At 44.3% G+C, this 17,594-nt stretch carries 19 protein-coding genes and 2 pseudogenes; 10 read left to right on the top strand and 11 right to left on the bottom strand.

Features of this window, described 5'->3' with window-relative positions:
• Window positions 1-30 precede the first annotated feature (30 nt).
• From V8Z93_RS14150 to trxA, 4 genes are all read left to right on the top strand, one after another.
• Window positions 31-738 carry an SIMPL domain-containing protein gene (locus tag V8Z93_RS14150; RefSeq protein WP_439431908.1) on the top strand — a complete coding sequence of 236 codons (708 nt, stop codon included), beginning with the start codon at window positions 31-33 and terminating at the stop codon, window positions 736-738.
• A 17-nt stretch (window positions 739-755) separates the two neighbouring features.
• A complete protein-coding gene (locus V8Z93_RS14145; RefSeq protein ID WP_439431907.1) occupies window positions 756-2,174 on the top strand; it encodes a hypothetical protein in 1,419 nt (472 codons plus the stop codon).
• A gap of 411 nt (window positions 2,175-2,585) precedes the next feature.
• Window positions 2,586-2,819 carry a DUF2442 domain-containing protein gene (locus V8Z93_RS14140; RefSeq protein ID WP_203039805.1) on the top strand — a complete coding sequence of 78 codons (234 nt, stop codon included), beginning with the start codon at window positions 2,586-2,588 and terminating at the stop codon, window positions 2,817-2,819.
• 36 nt (window positions 2,820-2,855) lie between these two features.
• The gene (gene trxA, locus V8Z93_RS14135; protein ID WP_439431906.1) at window positions 2,856-3,395 is read left to right on the top strand and encodes a thioredoxin; all 540 of its coding nucleotides are present in this window, start codon (window positions 2,856-2,858) and stop codon (window positions 3,393-3,395) included.
• A 51-nt stretch (window positions 3,396-3,446) separates the two neighbouring features.
• On the opposite strand, the gene V8Z93_RS14130 is transcribed toward trxA, so the two are convergent.
• The 8 genes from V8Z93_RS14130 to V8Z93_RS14095 form a co-directional block, all read right to left on the bottom strand.
• Window positions 3,447-4,007 (bottom strand): DUF5675 family protein, encoded by a 561-nt coding sequence (locus V8Z93_RS14130; protein ID WP_439431905.1) that lies wholly within the window; start codon window positions 4,005-4,007, stop codon window positions 3,447-3,449.
• 37 nt (window positions 4,008-4,044) lie between these two features.
• Complete coding sequence (locus V8Z93_RS14125) at window positions 4,045-6,486, bottom strand: hypothetical protein (RefSeq protein WP_439431904.1); 2,442 nt, start codon at window positions 6,484-6,486, stop codon at window positions 4,045-4,047.
• 24 nt (window positions 6,487-6,510) lie between these two features.
• Window positions 6,511-6,894, bottom strand: coding sequence for a hypothetical protein (locus V8Z93_RS14120; protein ID WP_439431903.1), 384 nt, complete (start codon window positions 6,892-6,894; stop codon window positions 6,511-6,513).
• Between the two features lie 33 nt (window positions 6,895-6,927).
• Window positions 6,928-7,440 carry a hypothetical protein gene (locus tag V8Z93_RS14115; RefSeq protein WP_439431902.1) on the bottom strand — a complete coding sequence of 171 codons (513 nt, stop codon included), beginning with the start codon at window positions 7,438-7,440 and terminating at the stop codon, window positions 6,928-6,930.
• Between the two features lie 201 nt (window positions 7,441-7,641).
• Window positions 7,642-8,046, bottom strand: a complete 405-nt coding sequence (locus V8Z93_RS14110; protein WP_439431901.1) for a hypothetical protein — start codon at window positions 8,044-8,046, stop codon at window positions 7,642-7,644.
• A complete protein-coding gene (locus V8Z93_RS14105) occupies window positions 8,022-8,183 on the bottom strand; it encodes a hypothetical protein (RefSeq protein WP_439431900.1) in 162 nt (53 codons plus the stop codon). The genes V8Z93_RS14110 and V8Z93_RS14105 overlap by 25 nt, the downstream gene beginning before the upstream one ends.
• 262 nt (window positions 8,184-8,445) lie before the next feature.
• Complete coding sequence (locus V8Z93_RS14100) at window positions 8,446-8,856, bottom strand: hypothetical protein (RefSeq protein ID WP_439431899.1); 411 nt, start codon at window positions 8,854-8,856, stop codon at window positions 8,446-8,448.
• A 589-nt stretch (window positions 8,857-9,445) separates the two neighbouring features.
• Complete coding sequence (locus V8Z93_RS14095; protein ID WP_022120218.1) at window positions 9,446-9,814, bottom strand: DUF1016 N-terminal domain-containing protein; 369 nt, start codon at window positions 9,812-9,814, stop codon at window positions 9,446-9,448.
• A 517-nt stretch (window positions 9,815-10,331) separates the two neighbouring features.
• Here V8Z93_RS14095 and V8Z93_RS14090 point away from each other — a divergent pair.
• A pseudogene (locus tag V8Z93_RS14090) lies at window positions 10,332-10,775 on the top strand (dehydrogenase); the annotation flags it as partial.
• A gap of 90 nt (window positions 10,776-10,865) precedes the next feature.
• Here the strand turns inward: V8Z93_RS14090 and V8Z93_RS14085 are convergent.
• Window positions 10,866-11,321 carry a hypothetical protein gene (locus V8Z93_RS14085; protein WP_439431898.1) on the bottom strand — a complete coding sequence of 152 codons (456 nt, stop codon included), beginning with the start codon at window positions 11,319-11,321 and terminating at the stop codon, window positions 10,866-10,868.
• Window positions 11,322-11,568: 247 nt separating this feature from the next.
• Between V8Z93_RS14085 and V8Z93_RS14080 the strand changes: the two are divergent.
• Window positions 11,569-11,733: pseudogene (locus V8Z93_RS14080) on the top strand (tRNA-dihydrouridine synthase); the annotation flags it as partial.
• Window positions 11,734-11,787: 54 nt separating this feature from the next.
• Here the strand turns inward: V8Z93_RS14080 and V8Z93_RS14075 are convergent.
• Both V8Z93_RS14075 and V8Z93_RS14070 read right to left on the bottom strand, forming a co-directional pair.
• Window positions 11,788-11,982, bottom strand: a complete 195-nt coding sequence (locus V8Z93_RS14075; RefSeq protein ID WP_439432875.1) for a hypothetical protein — start codon at window positions 11,980-11,982, stop codon at window positions 11,788-11,790.
• Entirely contained in the window at window positions 11,979-13,343 is a 1,365-nt protein-coding gene (locus V8Z93_RS14070; protein WP_439431897.1) for a phage integrase SAM-like domain-containing protein, read from the bottom strand. Before V8Z93_RS14070 ends, V8Z93_RS14075 begins: the two co-directional genes overlap by 4 nt.
• 818 nt (window positions 13,344-14,161) lie before the next feature.
• Between V8Z93_RS14070 and V8Z93_RS14065 the strand changes: the two genes are divergently transcribed.
• The 4 genes from V8Z93_RS14065 to V8Z93_RS14050 all read left to right on the top strand — a co-directional run bounded on the left by V8Z93_RS14065 (window position 14,162) and on the right by V8Z93_RS14050 (window position 17,469).
• Window positions 14,162-14,863 (top strand): HU family DNA-binding protein, encoded by a 702-nt coding sequence (locus tag V8Z93_RS14065; protein WP_439431896.1) that lies wholly within the window; start codon window positions 14,162-14,164, stop codon window positions 14,861-14,863.
• 134 nt (window positions 14,864-14,997) lie between these two features.
• Window positions 14,998-15,093, top strand: a complete 96-nt coding sequence (locus V8Z93_RS14060; protein WP_238405158.1) for a smalltalk protein — start codon at window positions 14,998-15,000, stop codon at window positions 15,091-15,093.
• A gap of 282 nt (window positions 15,094-15,375) precedes the next feature.
• A complete protein-coding gene (locus V8Z93_RS14055; protein ID WP_439431895.1) occupies window positions 15,376-16,809 on the top strand; it encodes a hypothetical protein in 1,434 nt (477 codons plus the stop codon).
• Between the two features lie 24 nt (window positions 16,810-16,833).
• Window positions 16,834-17,469: a DUF4903 family protein gene (locus V8Z93_RS14050; RefSeq protein ID WP_439431894.1), complete on the top strand. Its 636-nt coding sequence runs from the start codon at window positions 16,834-16,836 to the stop codon at window positions 17,467-17,469.
• The last annotated feature ends 125 nt before the right edge of the window (window positions 17,470-17,594 follow it).

Below are 17,594 nucleotides of genomic sequence, written 5' to 3'. Positions count from 1 at the left end.
TTTTAACAACTTAATAATGGAGGACTAATTATGAACATCAATTCTGGTATTAAGCAAGCCGTGATTTTAGCCATCGGCATCATCATGCTTGGATTCTGTATCAAGTCGGGACTTGAGAGTGTGATTAGTAAAGACCGTAAGGTTGTAGTGAAAGGCCTTGCCGAGAAGGAGGTGGAGGCGGACAAGGTGACGTGGCCTATCGTTTCCAAGGAAATAGGCAACGACCTGCCTGAACTCTATCAAAAAATCAATGCCACCACGAGAACCATCAGAAACTTCCTGGTGGAGAATGGCGTGAAGGCGAGCGAAATCAATGTCAATGCACCTGTGGTCATCGACCTCAATGCTGAGCGATATGGCGAAAACCGCCAGGGCTATCGTTATAACATCACGTCGATTATCACCGTTACTTCGCACAACGTGAAACTGGTTCGCAGCATCATCGCCCGTCAGGGTGACCTGCTCCAGAAGGGCGTTGCCATTGTGGATGGTGGCTACGAGAATCCGGTGAAGTATGAGTATGTGGCATTCCGCAAGATGAAGCCGAAGATGATGCAGGAGGCGATAGAGAATGCCGAGCAGACTGCCACACAGTTTGCCGAAAACAGCAAGAGTAAGATTGACAAGATCATGAATGCCGACCAGGGGCAGTTCTCGATAGAGGATAGGGATTCGAATACACCTTATATTAAAAAGGTGAGGGTAGTGACCACGGTTACCTATTCCCTGAAAGACTAGTAATTAAATAAATATCAATGTACGAAATGAAAAAAATGATTTGCATGGTGATGGCTGTTGCATCACTAACCTACACAACCCAGACAATGGCGCAGTCGCCGGGCTTGCAGAAGAAGGTGAATACTTACTTTCTGCAGTCGCTGAAAGCGCAGCAGAAAGCATTGGAGAAGGAAGGCAAGGCTGAATTTGCCCAGAACGCTCCGCTTGAAACCAAGTTGCAGCAAGCGATAGGGGGCAAGGACATAGCCAGCTATCAGAAGATGGTGTGGAGTGCGTGGTGCGATGCCAACAGGAATTTGCAGGAGGAGAAACTCATTGAGCCGGAAGACTTGAAACTGGCTAAGAACAGCTCCTGGAACCTGCCTAAATGCTTGGAGCCAAATGCCGTGATGCCTTATTATTATGGCAAGAAGGGCGTGGCTGCCGACGGAAAGTTCCCGCTCTTCCTGTATATCCACGGCTCGGGTCCTAAGGACAGGGAGTGGTCTAATGGCATCAAGCTCGGTCTGAGCTTCCAGGATTCTCCTTCCATCTATTTCATCCCTCAGATTCCTAACGAGGGTGAATACTATCGCTGGTGGCATCTGTCTAAGCAGTATGCTTTCGAAAAACTGATTCGTCAGAACCTGGTGAATGGCGAGGTGGATGCCAACCGTCTCTATGTGTTCGGTATCAGCGAGGGTGGATATGGCAGTCAGCGACTGGCATCATTCTATGCAGATTATTGGGCAGCAGCCGGTCCGATGGCTGGTGGTGAACCACTGAAGAATGCGCCTGTAGAGAACTGTGCCAACATCGGTTTCTCCTTCCTCACGGGGGCTGATGATACCGGTTTCTATCGCAACGACCTAACCTGGTACACCCAGGTGGCATTCGATTCTGCGCAGCTGGCCCGTCCGCTGGCAGTGGATAAGACGCCTATCTTCCGTCATCGCATTCATCTTTTGCCGGGTATGCAGCATCACATCACCTATGGTTTGACTACTCCTTGGCTCAAGCAGTTTGTGCGAAATCCATATCCTAAGACCGTGCTCTGGGAGGATTTCGAGATGGATGGCAGACGCCGTTCGGGTTTCTACAACCTGCAGGTGCTGGCTCGCCCATCTGAGCAGAGAACTTACTACGAGATGGATATCGACCAAAATGTGGTTTCCATCAAGGTAAGCAATGTGGATTACACCACGACCATGAAGGATAAGCAGTGGGGCATCGACCTGAAGTTCAACCGCAGCTATTCCGTAGCCACTGGTGGCAAACTGAGAGTATATCTTAACAATCAGCTGGTTGACCTCGGCAAGCCTGTAACCATCAGGGTGAATGGCAAGCAAGTGTTCCAAGGCATCGTCAAGGCCGATTTGCAGGCAATGGTAAACAGTTGTGCCGAGTATTTCGACCCATGCCGCGTATATCCAGTGGCAGTTGATTTGGCTTATTAAGAAATATCATCAATCCCGCATGTCTCAGAATGGGGCGTGCGGGATAGAGTTTTTCGGCTTTAGTAGTAAAGAATTAAGTTTCATAGAAAAAATACTTACTCAAGTTTCGCAAGTGAGCTCCACACGCCCTGAAAGGGCAGAAGCTCCTAGCCCAGGGCAGCGCCCTGGGTAATCATGGACGCAAGTTTGTCGCCCTGTAAGGGCAAAAGCTTCAAAAGAATCAGGCAATTTACAAAGCTTTTGCCCTTACAGGGCGCCTTGTTGATTGCCATTATACCCAGGGCGATGCCCTGGGCTAGGAGCTTTTGGGCCTTCAGCCCGTACTTGAACCACTTGCGAAACTTCAAATACTTAAAGAAAATGGAGACGATTTTAAAATCAAATTCGCAAGACACACAGGTAAGCGTCTTGATGATTAATGATAAGGGCATAATGCTTTCTGTTTTAGGGAATGATTATTTTGTTTCCTATAATCGGATACCCTGGATGAAGTATGCTTCAATTTCTGATGCCCTTGAAGTTAAAATGAGCGGCAGAAATGCTATTGAATGGCCCAAACTTGATGTGGATTTGGAAATAGATAGTTTGAAACATCCAGAACGCTATCCTCTCATCATGAAGAGAAACGAACTGGAAGTATTGTAATGATGCTTCTATAATAAAGATAACAAAATTGCTTATATGGTGAATATTCATATCCCTTTCAGGCAAGCATTCTTGCTTGTTTTTGCAGCCCTCCCTTTTTGTTTTTGCGCCTGCACGAAGAAGGCGCAAAATGTGGCGCAGGTTAAACAGATTCAGAAGGAGAAAGAGCAGGGGGCTTCTTCTCATGTAGAATCTTCTTCAGAGTCTGCTTCTGCAGGAAAGGTGCAGGTGCTTACAGCTTCCGATTTCAGAAAGAAGATTATGGATTACGAGTCTCATCCCGATGAGTGGGTGTTTGCAGGATCCCGTCCTGCCATTATCGATTTCTATGCCACCTGGTGTGGACCTTGCAAGATGATGGCTCCCATGGTAGAATCTCTTGCCGGGAAATATGCCGGCAAGATAGATTTCTATAAAGTGGATATCGATCAGGAACCCGAGTTGGCTTCCGTCTTCGGCATCCGCAGCATTCCTACCTTCCTCTTTATCCCGCTGAAGGGCAATCCCACCATGCAGATGGGTGCCATGCAGAAGGAAGATTTCGAGGAGATTATCGGGAAAGTGATGAAAAAGTAAAGGGCGGATTTGCTTTATTAGCAGCATCCCTTATGCCGGGATGCTGCTTGTCTATTGGATGGTAATCCAGATGCTTTCGCCTCTGTCGCGAGCCGTTTCCATGGCGTTGATGAGTTGATGCAGCCAGATGCGAGAGTTTACCACCATGCCCTCGAACTTGTTCTCCCCAACGAGGATACAGCCTTGCGTGTCGTCAGGATAATTGCCTGCATGGATGCGGATGCCCTCGAAATTCGGCACGCTCAGCAGCAACGGCAGCCAACGTTTGAATCTTGGCGAATACGATATGACCACGGGATATGATCCCTCAGGAATGGCCGTATGACCAGCTACCTTACGTGCCTTCTTGCCACTTATGCGGCTATAGCGGGCATCCACTTCCTCTGGCTTTAGTTTGATGCCCAACAGATTGCGCCATGTAGGTTCCAAGGTATCGCAGAGATACGTATCCTTGGACAGCAACTGGCTGTCAAAGGTATGAACCAATGTACTCTTATCGCCTATCTTCTTGCCGGGCAACGAGATACGCTTTACACTATCATCGGCCAACAGATAGAGTCTGCCGATGGTATAATTTCTTTTTTTAGCAATTCGCTTTAATACTATTTCCATTTGTCTGAATGTTAAATATTATAAGTTTTCAAAACTGTTAAACGTCGAAACTTCTCAGGTCAAGTCCGTCAGAACGATATAATAGCTTCTTAAAACTGAATAACTGAATACTGAGTACCTTTTCACCCTGCTTTCCGTCAGCTCCGTCGGCATTTGCTCCCTTCGGAGGAATTTTCTCGATGTAATGGCGGTTCACCCAGTTTCTCAGCATCTTCGCCGTACCCTTCTTGCCGAAGTCGTTCTGTAGGCGCACCATCTCAGCCTGCGTGTAGGTGAAGTTGTCGGGCAATTGCTGGAGCAGGTTGGCAGGTCCTCGCTTGTTCGATTTCTCTCCCACCTCATTAGCCTTGGCTATGCCTGCGCCAAAGAAAATCATCTTGCACCACAGGTCATAGCTCTCGCTCCATCTGATGAACTCTTCTATTTCGGGTTCCCATTTGCAGCCATTTGCCACGTATAGCACGCAAGCCTTGAGGAAGGCAATTACGTTGCCACGGAAGGAAAGATTCTCGAACACCCTGTTTTGCGACATGCGAGAAAAGTCGGCATTCTCTTCCTTCAACTTTTCTGCCAGGGAAGAAGCCTCAGCACAGTCTATCCTACCCGACGCCTTGCACAGATTCTCGATGTACGGTCTGAGTGCCTCTCTAAAGGCATCGTCATATTCGCCGTATACAGGCATTTCGGCACCGATTTCCCGCTCCGGGATGGTACAGAAGTTGATGCGGCTGATAGGTCCGTCGGTGAGCACCTTGGAGAAATATCGCTGCCCCAGCTGGATGGTGGTCGATGCATTCCAGTTGAACCGGATGGTGATGCGCTCGGTGACGCTCGATGTGCCCACGCGCGTCTGACCATACTGGTTGCCCGGATCAAAGGCAAGGCAGATGATCTTGAACTGCTGGTTGCCCTGCCCCTTGAGGGCATCAAACTGGTCTATCTCGTTGAGCGTTGTATAGAGGAAATGATCCTGTGCCTCGGCCGTGCGCATCACGAAGGCAGGGTTTGTCATATCAGCATCTATCTCCTGGATGATGAGGTTTTCCGGGCGCTTGCGCTTATCCTTGTTGGCGCCCTTGCGTGTCACCTCGTCTTTCCATTCCTTCTCACGTTTCAGGTTCTCACGGTCGCGCTGTCTGATGTCCTCCATAATCATGTTGATAGGCATCTGCACACAGTTCTTGCCTGCTCCCGTGCCTGCCAGCAGACAGCACATCAGGGTAGCCTCATGCTCCACGTTGTCGATATACTTGAAGGTGGTCTTGCAGAGGTGTGTGGCAAGTGGCGGGAAGATGGCATGTGCCACGGCAGGCTTATAGACGTCTGGAGTCTTCGATAGCAGCAGCTCCACGAGTTTGGGGAGATGTTCGGGCATCGGAGGCGGAGCGATTTTATCATCTTCCGCATTGGAATCCGTGCCGCCTTCGGAACCCACGGAACTCATGGTCTTGAAGGGATCGGCATCCTTCTGGGAGTACTTCTCTGCCTGGGCATTGATGCGGATCACGGCTTGTGACATCGGCTTCGAACTGTCACCATATTTCGCATAGAAGTCGTGGATGAGCTGCTGGCAGTCACGCTCCTGCGAAAAGACAGGCATTTTCTGCGCCACCACCGCCTTCAGTTCCTCTTCGGCCATCACTCTCGATGCGCCTGCGCTCATGATTGCCAGAAGCGATGAGTGGCGGGAGCCTGGGGTGTTGATGTCTACGTCCTTCAGGCCTGCAGCATTGCGGAAGAGGTCGAAGGCTGCGAGGTTCTTGCCGGATGCCATAGCCCCAGCATCCTGATGAGCTCCAGCAGGGCTGAGATGAGCAGCATGAGCAGTATTGCTATTAACTGTTAACTGTAAACTATTAACTTTCCCAGCTCTTCCGTCGATGGTGAGCCCACGGTCCAGGTAGGCTTGTCTGCGCTTCTTCAGCTCTTCCTGTGGCAGCACCTCGTACCAATGGGGTGAGCGATAGATTTCCGACTCCTTGTCGGTGATGAAGAGCATGCGCTCTGGCGTGATGCAGCTCTCGTCGTAGGGCACGCCCAGCGCCTCGCAATAGGCTCGCTGCGTTTCCTCGATAGTCATGCCGATGGGCATGCGGATGTCGATGTGCAGCTTCTTGCGGGCAGAGTACTCCAGGTGCAGCAGGGCACCCTTCCAAATGGTGTCGCTGCAGTTCAGCTCACGTGCCTTCTCTATCGCCTTGTCCACATATTCCTTGTCGTCCACGTCGATGGTGGTCTGAAAGAGGAAGCTTTCGGCCACGGCGTTCTTCTGCGAGCGTCTGTTGTTCTGGAATTGGTAGTAGTGTGCGCAGCGGAAAGGCAGCTGCTTCTTCAGTTCATCGTTACCCCCACGGATGGCAGCTACCAGGTCTGCCATCCAGGGATAAGCGATGGTCTTGTCGTAGACCGAGAGTGGCTGGGAGCTTACGCTCCCCTTATTGCCATTCTTGTACGGATTATATGCTATAAGATGTTCCATCGTTCTTGAATGTTGAATTATAAATTATAATTTCTCCTTGAATCCGGCAAGCAGTTCCTTGTGCTCTGCCTTGAGATAGCGCAGCATGTCCTGCTTGTCCAGGTCTCTACTGAAGGTATAGTTCACCTGCACCGAACGCTTGGTAGTGCGCACCACGGCGTGATTGGTCTTGAAGATCTCCTCGAATACCTTCTCACCCGTACGCTCGTAAGGCTTGAAGTCGAACATGTCACCTCTATTCTCGCCTGAGCATACCATTCTGCCCGGTATCACCTTAGGCTGTTCGCAAATAACCTCACTATCGTTCCATGGTGCCTTGCGGAAGGCGATGGCACCGTTTTCCTCACTGATGATGGCTCCGTCCACCTTCTGGGCGTTGAGGAGCTGCTTCTTTGCTACTTGTTTCATGATTGTAATCTCTTGTTTATAAGATGAATAATGTCAGTTGATTCTCATATCGTTGATATACAGGCCGTCGGCAGCATATCGGATGTCCATCGGCTTGTCTAGAGGGTCATAACAGACTCTTTTCATCATGACACATTCATAACGCCAACATCTGTCCTCGTCCTCCATCACAGGCTGGATAAAATCCTTGACCCACTTGTAAAACAACTTACGCTCCGGATCTTTCGAACAGCCTATCGTCATATCTCTCACCACCTGAGAGTCAACGAATATCATATTTCTCCAAGCTATTTTACTTTTTCGTTCCACCTTGTCAGCATTGCCAAAGAATTCACCGAAAAACAAACGATGCGTAAAATCCTTCGGCACCTTTTTTATATGCACTTCCACATACATTTCGACCACTTTCCCCTCCGTGTCAGCTAATACCGGGAACAATGCATCTCTGCCGATATCAGTGATGGCAACCAGGTCCTCAAGGCAAAAGAACAACCCCACGTCGTTGTTCACCACTCTCAATCCGCCATACTGCGGATGAAAAAACACATAAGCATTTTCTGCCATATCAATATATCATATTAAAGGGTTGGGCTGCGAGATATTCGCCAGATTTCAGTTTCAGGAACGGTACCGGATTCCTATAAACAAAAAACGCCCGCAACCAGACTTTACTTGTCTGATTACGGGTGCAAAGATACGGTGATTTTTTTATATTTACCTAGTACGTACTATGTACGCGTACTAGTACTATACTTTCAGCAAAGGGGTTATTTCATCCAGGAATTTTATCGTCTTCTTCTGCTCCATACCTCTATTATAAGCAGCTCTCAGGGCATTGGGAGAAATATTCCAAAGGTCAGAGAATACTTTCCACATCTCCTTGATATCCAGCGCTATGGCTATCTGATAGGCAAGCACCGCAGACTCTGAGTTGGACAACTCCAGAGGGTAGAAGTTCTCGTCGAGTACCCCATGCATCTGCAGATTCTTCAAGATTACCTGTCCCTTCTCTCCCTTCAGTTCATCCGTCATGCGTGCCGCAGGATCATCATCGTTCTTCTTTTGGGCGTTACCATTCATATAGCAATTCTCCACATACTCAATATAACAGGCATTACCTGATACATTTATGGTTCTTCCTTCTCCAAGCATGGCTTCTCCTCCTTAAATTCGTTGTTCATATACTCAATATACTTGCTGTTCCCATTCAATTGAATGACCACGCTAACAAGGCTGAATCGCCCATACTTCAGTATCAAGCGAACGAGCTTGATTATAAATCTACCCATATTTCTTAAATTTATAATGGTTAGTAATTAAGTTCTTTGTCGCTCGTTTCTTAGTAGAGGACGTCAGAATCTGTTTGCGCTAACAATTATGCTGGTACAAGCAAATGCCAGGAGAGCTATAAGGGCATACACCCTTAGGGGACAAGTAGTCTCCGAATTCATCAGATTTTACTTTCTTTTTTTTGTATTTATTTTATAGATTAGTAATTAGCCCCAAAATGAGTTAACCAGCACATAGTGGGGCGGAAAATCACACTTATACTCACTTCATAAAAGCCAGCAAATCCTTTCCCTGATGCATGAGGTTGAGAACCACAGTGGCTTGCATTCCGTAAATTTTCTTATATTTTTCTTTCATCTCATACAGCATGGCAAGTCTGGATTCCCTTTCTCTTACATTTTTCTTGTAATTCTCCACTGCCTCTATTTCTTGGTAAAGATAGTAGCCAATGACGTAGCAGAATTGTCTGATAATCTCAAAAGATATTGAGGTTTCTTGCTGCCTAAGTTTTCTGATGGTATCGTAAGCAGAGCCAAACTCCAAATTTATTATTGTGGGGGTTGTGATTTCCTCCACTATCATGTGTTCAAGGAGTGCTCCCACTTCCTTGACAACCTTTCCTCTCATATAGCCGTCGGCATATGAATTCATGTAACTACGTCCTCTTGCCATAACTTCTTTTTTTTAATTCGAGCGTGAAGTTATAAAAAAGGAGCGAAATAGAGGCGTGTACTACGATTCCTTAATTCGTAAAATGAGTACGATTATTTTTCTGATTTTTAGATTTTTGAAAAAAAATAGGGAAAAGTGAGCATTCTTGCAGCATCACTTCTCCCTGTTACTTTTATGGAATATGAATGGTAGGTGCAGTGCTCTACACTGCTGATGAGCGAACTGTTGAGTGCTTCAAACTATTGAACCGGTCACAATTTGTGACCAGTTCTCCTTTATCTTAATGTTCTATATTATCTGCCATATTTCTATCTTTATTTTTAAGGTCACAAATTGTGACCTTAAACGTGTTGTTACTTATTATTGTATGTAAAGGTAGTGCTTTTAGTCTTTAAGCCACTATTGCACAACCCGTTTTTTGAAAAGAACGAAAAAATAATAGTATTATTGCGGTGATTGTACTTTTATTAATCGCTTCACTCGTTGTACAAATGAAAAAAGGAGTAAGAACATTATAGCCTTACTCCTTAAAAACATTGATATGGTTTTCATTGATTGCTTAATGTCTGGTATCGCTTTCGGAAAATTGTTAGGCATATTTTTCTCCTATTTCAACACCTTCTTCTATCTTATTTTCAAGCTGTTGTAATTGGTTCGCCAATGGCGAACCAATTGAAAGGCATTGCCATTCCTCATAGAAGATACGCATTTTTTTCAAGTTGCCTGAAGAAAAGCCTCTTAATCCTGGCAATTCACGCTGCAATCTCTCACTAATAGTATCAAGAGCTTTTGCGCCCCAATGTGCTTGCTGTAAATTGATAGACACATAACGCCCTATACCATAATATAAAGACAACTGTATGGCATTACTTGACTGGCTCGCCTGTGCTTGAGCTCGCAAAATTGCCCCTTTTATGGTTTGGACAGCTTTATCTACTGTTATATTGTTTTCTTCCATTATACTCTGTTTTGATATTATTTACAAAGGTAGTGCTTTTAACCTTTAAGCCACTATTGCACAACCCCTTTTTGAAAAGAACGTAAAATTAATAAATCTAACTCGCTCTAAATTGGACTTTGATTGAAAATCAAGAAGTTGGGCGTTTGCCTATATTATATAGGTAACAATATGGAAACGAGCGGACTTCTGCTCGTTTCTGTATTTTGCAATATGCAAAGAACGCCTTAATTCGGGGACAAAGATACGATATTTTTCTAAATCTCGCATAGCTTACAAGGAGAAAAACTTGGAAATTAGAACTTTTTACGTTAAAATCCATATTTGACAAGCAGATTTTGAAGAAAATATTTGGAGTTTCCAATAAAAAAGAGTATTTTGCAGCAACAAATCCCACCACGCCTCTCAACGATGCGTACCACGGTGGGACTTCGCTTTTTATAAAGGGTATATGGATTACGACAAACAACCGATAAACGTAGATGAACAGGTTGCCTTGCTCCAGAACAGAGGGCTGGTGATAGAAGAGAGAGCCTGCGTAATAGGCAAACTGGAGAACGAATGCGTAAAGGCATTCCTCGACTACGAGGAAGAGATTCTTGCCGGTACCTTCGAGGGAGCCCTCATCGACCACATCTCGGAGCACGAACGCAATGCCTACATCACCTGCACCCAGGTTTCGAGAAAGAAGATTTATGCCAGCAAGCCCGTTCTCGACATCGAGCTTTCGGGTTACAAGATCATGGCTACGCTGATGGAGGTATTCATCGATGCCGCCGTCAACCCGTCCCGTTTCTACTCCAAGCAGCTTCTGCGCCGGGTAAGCAGCCAGTACGATATCGAGAACGAAAGTCTGGAAGAGCGAATCATGGCAGTATTGGATTACATCAGCGGCATGACGGATATCTATGCCTTAGATATTTATCAGAAGATCAACGGAATAAGTCTGCCGATAGTATAGAAACAAAACAGGCGTTTCTTATATTTTGAAGTAAAAAATAAAGGGATGAGAAAGGCACAATTAGTCTTTCTCATCCCTTTTATTTCAAATTTACTTACTTGGAGCAGCTTGGACTATATAAATTGTCTCAAAAACATCTCCTACTGTCATTTCCATTTTTATGGTACGAGGTACAGAAGATATATTCTCCGAAATAGTACATTTAAGTTGATTGGAAGCAACCATAGCATTGAACCAATCTTTATAAGATACTTTTTTATTGTCTATTTTAGGGACTAATACATAACTATTACTCGACAGTTCTTTTACAGAAAACGAATGTATCCACCAATCATCATAATTAGTAACTTTCAAACTAAACGTGCTTTCTGCCGCAGGAACATCTATGTACAGAGTTGCTTCACCTTTAGAATTATCCAACGTGGCATTTTCTGCCGATATTTCCATTATTTCCCCTTTACCTACAAGGGCTGGATCATCATCCGTACATGAGAAAAACAAAACTAATCCCAAAACTAGGAATAACAAACTTAACTTTTTTTTCATTTTTATTATAATTTATAGAGCTATAATATTATGGCGCAACTAGCCCTAGAGAATTGCGTCTAAGCATAAAATTGCACATATCTATTTTTTTTGCAAAGGTACAAAACTTACCGATACGATGCAATACCTAAAAAGCGTGATTTTTAAAAAACAACACTTGCAAAACATCATCATTCAAGGTGATGCTTGGTAATCTCAAAAAAAAGATGTAACTTTGCAGCCGCAAAAACAGAACAGAAAGATTCAGATGAAAATAGGTAATATAGAATTTGGGCCTCAGCCCCTCTTCCTCGCTCCGATGGAAGACGTAACGGATATTGGCTTTCGCATGCTCTGCAAGCGATTCGGAGCTGCCATGGTTTATACTGAGTTCGTATCGGCGGAAGCCTTGGTGCGAAGCATCAAGAGCACATCCAATAGTTCTTCTTTCATCTTTCTTTTGTTGTTTGAATGGTTTTAACTTGCATCAAAGGCTAAAGCCTCTTCTGCGTTTCTTCTTTTTCTTCTTGACTGATTCATCCTCTGGGAATGGCTCAAAGGTCTGAGCATTGGCTGGAGCAAAAAGTCCCATGTCGGCAATCTCCTGCATGGTCATCCATACAGTATCGGTCGGCATGGATACCGTTCCGCTCTCGCTGATAGTTATAACTCCTCTGTTCATTTTCCAATAGTTTTTTCGTTCGACAATCTGTTCCTTTCTCGCTTGGCAATAAGCTTATCCATGTCATTTGAAATCTTCTGCTCCGTCACCTGCGCATAGACCTGTGTGCTTGTAATGTCTGCGTGTCCCATCATCTTGGCTATGCTGCCGATGGGAATGTCCTCGTTGAGCATCAAGACTCCGAATGTATGGCGGCTGGCGTGGAATCCCAACTTATTACTTATGCCAAGCACCATTCCAAGGGTATGCACATCAAGATAGATGTCTTTCTTCTCACCCAGTGGAAAAACAGGCTTGCTGTCGTCCGTGGTATTGTAGAGCGAAAGAATCTTCTCGGCTATCGGATGGAGTGGCACGAAGAACTCCACGCCTGTCTTCTCTCTTTCCTTGCGGATGAACTTCCTACCCTCGGAGTTCTCACTGATATGGTGAGGGTACAGTTTCTTTACATCTATATAGGATAAGGAGGTGAGCGAGGCAAAAATGAAACATCTGCGTGCAAGCTCCGTTCGCTCGTCAGCCATCGGGGTAGAGAGCATCTTGACGAAGTCTGCCTTGCTGATATGGGTCATCTTCGGGGCTGCCTTCTTCTCATACCCTATCTTGGCTATGGGATTGAAGCGGATAATGCTCCTGTCCACTGCCTTGTACATCAACATGTTCAGCCAGAGAAGGCAATGGTTCACGTAGCTGTCTATGCGTCCCTGGTCTCGTTTCAGGAACAGCTTGTATTCCTCCCCGAAATTCTCGTCTATGTCCTCAAAGGCGATGCGGCACATCTTCTTGAAGAGCGACACATAGATGGTGATGGTTCCTGATGAAAAGCCTTTCTCGTCAAGCAGGTAATGGTGAAAGTCACTGATGAAAGGCTCGGTCAGCTGTCCGAAAGCCAAATCAGTCAACCTATACTTCTCCCCGATGAACTCAGCGAGATTCTTGCGAATCTTTCTGTAAGTCCAGACACTGCTCTTCGACATATCGATGCCCTCATGGGTGCTGAGTTCACTGATATGCTCGTCCACGAAGGAGAGAAGGGTGGTCTGTGTCTTGACGCTGCCCTGCAAAGCCTCCTTGACATCCTTAGCCTCGAAGTCCGTTCTCTTTTCCACAAGCACATCGAAAGCCTTTTGGATGGAAAGCAACAACTGCTCGATATCCTTGTTGGTCTCCACGGCTTCCTTGCTCTTGCCCTCCAATCGGCTGGCACGAGGATTCCAAAGCGATGGAGTGCAAGACAACTTGCAGGAGAACTGCGCCATAGTCCTGTTCACCGTGATGCGTCCCATGATGGGAGCTTTTCCATTCTTGTCCATTCCGCTCTTTTTTAGGTAGAGCAACACCTTGAATTTTTCGATTTTCATAACGCTTACATTTTGAGTGTGCAAATATAATCATTTTGTAAGCGTTCCTTGATACGCAAAACATTGAGAATCAGTGCAATAAAATCCGTTGATGCACAAAGTTGCCTTTCCGCATTGTTACCTGCTTTGCATAGGTAACTGTGGCTCACGATTTAGTAACTGAACTACTTCAATATTCCTCACTCGCTTGCTTTATGCCGATTTGGCAAATTTGTGCAAATCTACTCATTCCCAACTGTTTACGTTCCAATCTCTCTTATTCTCCTTTGGCTGCTTTAGAGCTTTATGTTAATAGTTTTATTGCTATGATTGTACTTTTAGTAATCGCTTCACTCGTTGTACGGTACTTGATGACTGCCGTTATACCTCAGGGCGTATGACACCTAAAGGGGTGTTCAGTATTCAGTATTCAGTTTTTTTCGCGATAGTTACCCTTTTTGTGGTTACAGATTATAAGTAATTATTTTATATTATATATTAATATATATATATAATATATAATATACTATCTATACAGAGGATGAAAACAACAGCGAAAAAAACTGAATACTGAATACTGAATACGTTTCAAAATCGTAAGCTGCTGAAAATCGACCCTTATCACATGCCTAAATTTGTCGGATACCAAAAATCTTCGTATCTTTGCACCGGCAATCGAAAGAACAGCCTTTTGTGCCTCAGGGCGGTCATCATAGAAGACCGCAGCGGGTCTTAAATGATGGCAGGCGCCGGTCATCTATTAAGACCAGAAAAAGCACAGGAAATGGGGCTTTCTGGGTAGTTGTGATTTTAACGAACTCATTAAAAACAAAACGAGTATGATTAACTACAGCATCGTAATGCGCAGCGTGAACGCAAACCTTTTGGAGATTAACCAGGCAAAGTCACGCATCAACCAGGCTAAGCAGGAGGGTAAGAATCCTGACCAGAAGGACCTCGATATCGTGAAGACCGAGAAGCAGAATGCGTTCGCCATCTCGCAGTACACCGATGTGATGACCATCGAGAAGTTTGCCAAGCACATCACTTCTCACGGCAGTGTGTATTCTAGAGCTGACATCAGCGCCATCCTCTACATGGCTGTAGATTGCATGAGAGAGATGCTGCTCGAGGGTAAGAAGATTCGTCTGGGAGATTTGGGCGATTTCTCTCTCCTGCTCGGCTCCAAGGGCGCAGAGACTGCCGACAAGTTTACGGCGCAGAACATCACCCAGGTGAAGGTTCAGTGGGAGCCTGGCAAGGAGTTCAAGAACCTGATAGACGACGCCGAGTTCAACCTCGTGGCTAGCCGCAGCGCTCAGGCTGCCGTGCTCAAGGCCATCAGAGAGGGCAAGACCAACGTTGACCTCAACCTGCCTATCGACCCTGATGGTGGCGATGATGGCAACGGCGGAAGCGGAACCACCGGCACCGAGGGTGACAACAAGGGTGACGCGGGTACTTCTGGCGGCAACACCGGAGAGGACAAGGGCAATACCGACGCCGGTTCTAACGGCGACAACGTGCAAATTACTCTCTAGCCTATAGGAGGGTGTATAGATAAGGCACGGATTACACGGATTACACGGATTTATGCCGCTAATGTAAATAAAACGATTATAGCCTCATGAAAAAATCCGTGTAATCCGTGTAATCCGTGCCTAAAAACAAAAAGATGATGAAAAAGGAAACCTGGAAAATGGTGATTCAGATAGCCATCAGCATCCTGACGGCCATCGCTACCTCGCTCGGCGTAACGAGCTGCATGTAAGCAGCAATCAGCTGCATGTGATTAGTTTTGAGATGATCCCATAAACGACAAGAGGAGGGTGTGTCAAAAGTCCAAGACACACCCTCCTCTTTTTAAAATACCTAGAATTTGTGAAGAATAGCATGAAAAACATGATTTTTGCCTTTTAAATCCCCATAAATGAGGATGACGTATTTCATAATTTTTAGGTATTGCATACCTTCTTAGAAATATGTACCTTTGCAGCCTAATTCAAGATAGTATTTAATTTTAATTATAAACATTTTAAAAGTTTAAAAAACAATGAAGATTTTTAAGAATTTCATCGGTCTCGCTGCCCTGGCACTCTGCCTCGGCTTCGCTTCTTGCGACCCTGACGACGATGCACCTTCTTACAGCAATGTGGCTGTAAGCAACTCTGAGTTGATGACTATCCTCAAGGGTAAGGGATACCAGTTTGATGAAAATGGCAAAATGCTCCTTGACGACAAAGCAACCAGCACTACTTCACTCGACCTTTCAGGCACAAAGGTTGATACCGCTGCCTTGAAGGAACTTTCTGTTTTTCCTAATTTGAAAGAGTTGAACCTTAGCAGCAATGGATATGGTGAGACTTTCGACTTTTCAGTTCTCCCTGCTCAGATTACAGGCATTGACCTCACAAATAACGACATTTACAACTACGATAACCTCGTAAAGGTAACAGTAGAGGAAAATGGCGATGAGACAGTGGAGAACCTTCATAATATCACCAAACTTTATTTGCCAAAGGAAGCCAAATACAATATGGCTCAACTTGTGCGTTTCTATCGTCAAAACAAGCCTGCTATTGATGGAGGCACTATGGATATTAAGATGCAGAATGAAAATGGTGTATCTGAAAAGTACAATACTTTGAGAGAAATACCAGATGCAACACTTAGAGCATATCTTAATCAAGAGACAACTTTTTCAGGCTTATTTGATGGGGAGAAAATTGATTTGAGTAAAAGATTGAATAATGAACAAAAGATAAATAATATTTATATTACTTCTTATTTCTTTCAGCAAGCAAATTTGAACATTGATGAAATGTCAACTCTTGAAGGTTTGCAATATATTATAGATAATCCATATTGGGAAGGTACAAATTTGTATATTGCCCCTAATACAAATATGGTAATGCCAAAGATGACATTGGGAAATTCATTGACATTATTAAATCTTCAGAATCTAAACTTGGGAGAAGTCAATGTTACGAATGCAACTCAACTATACTATATAAAATTAATAGGTATAGAAGGTATGGAAACTCTTGACTTGTCTAAAAATACAATTTGGGGGCAACGAGGGATTGCCGCAGAGGAAGATGCAATGACTGGCAGTGTACTTACTGTAGCTGATTGCTCGGACTTGAAAAGTATAGTCTTCCCTAACACAGAACAGCTTCATGCTTCAACTTTAGATATAGAATATCTCCCGAAGATAGAAAAGTTGGATTTATCAAAGTTTGCAAAGATTGATGCTTTTGTCGTAGGAGATTTGCCTGATGAGTTTAATTTAGTCTATCCAAATCTAACACAGTTTCACTCTGTTATAGGAACATCTTCATTTGCTTGCTCAGTAAAGACATATGCCTTAAGTTCTACTGTTGACTTTATTAACAAATACAATAAGGATACAGATTCGCCAAAGCTAACAAGAGCAACAATGATGGCTACAAAGAAAAATAAAGCTGCACGTTGGAAAGTTCGATAATTAATATATTTAGTAACAATTCTTATGAGCTGGATAAAGAGTTTAACACTAATATTTTTAGCATCTTTTACAATGCTAGCTTCTTCATGTAGCAGTGATGATGATTTGAACAAAGAAGCACCTACTGAAGAATATGTGACAAAAGCAAAAGATATACTCAATGGTGACATTGTTCTTTCTACAAAAGCAACCATGAGTGGAGTTGACAAGACCCATTTAGCAAATGGATGTCCAACTAAATTTAATTTTACTTGGAAAGAAGATGGAACAATGAGCCTCTCATTGGTTGATTTTACTGTAGGTTCAATGCCTTTTGCCGTAACATTCAAGTGTAATACCAAATTTATGAACTTGAATTCATGGGATAAGGATGAAAGACCGGAGGCTGGTTGGATTAAATTCCAAGGTAAAGATGGCAATGTTACCACTAATGGTGATGATCCAAATGATTGCCAAACAGGAAGTGGAGCATCTGTCGATGGTTATCTGAATGTATTGACAAATCAGATTGAGTTTATAGTGAACTATAATATGATGAATGTACGTACAGAAACATTCCAACAAACTATTGACAAAAGTCGCCTTAACAATTTTAAAGCCGAGTTTGATCAATATGAAAAAGATCTTGCACAGTGGAAGAAAGATAATGGTCAAGGATAACTTTAAAGTTGTTCATATAATTAAGGAAAGAGAGATATGCCCAGACATGTCTCTCTTTCCTTTGCAAGTAAAAAATGAAGGGAAGAGAAACAAGCCATAGCGAGGCTGAAATCGTGTAAGAAATT

Origin of the sequence: Segatella copri, assembly GCF_051861805.1 — a bacterium.
GTDB lineage: Bacteria > Bacteroidota > Bacteroidia > Bacteroidales > Bacteroidaceae > Prevotella > Prevotella copri_M.
The sequence above is the reverse complement of the archived record's forward strand: the minus strand, read 5'-3'. Positions and strand labels throughout refer to the sequence as shown.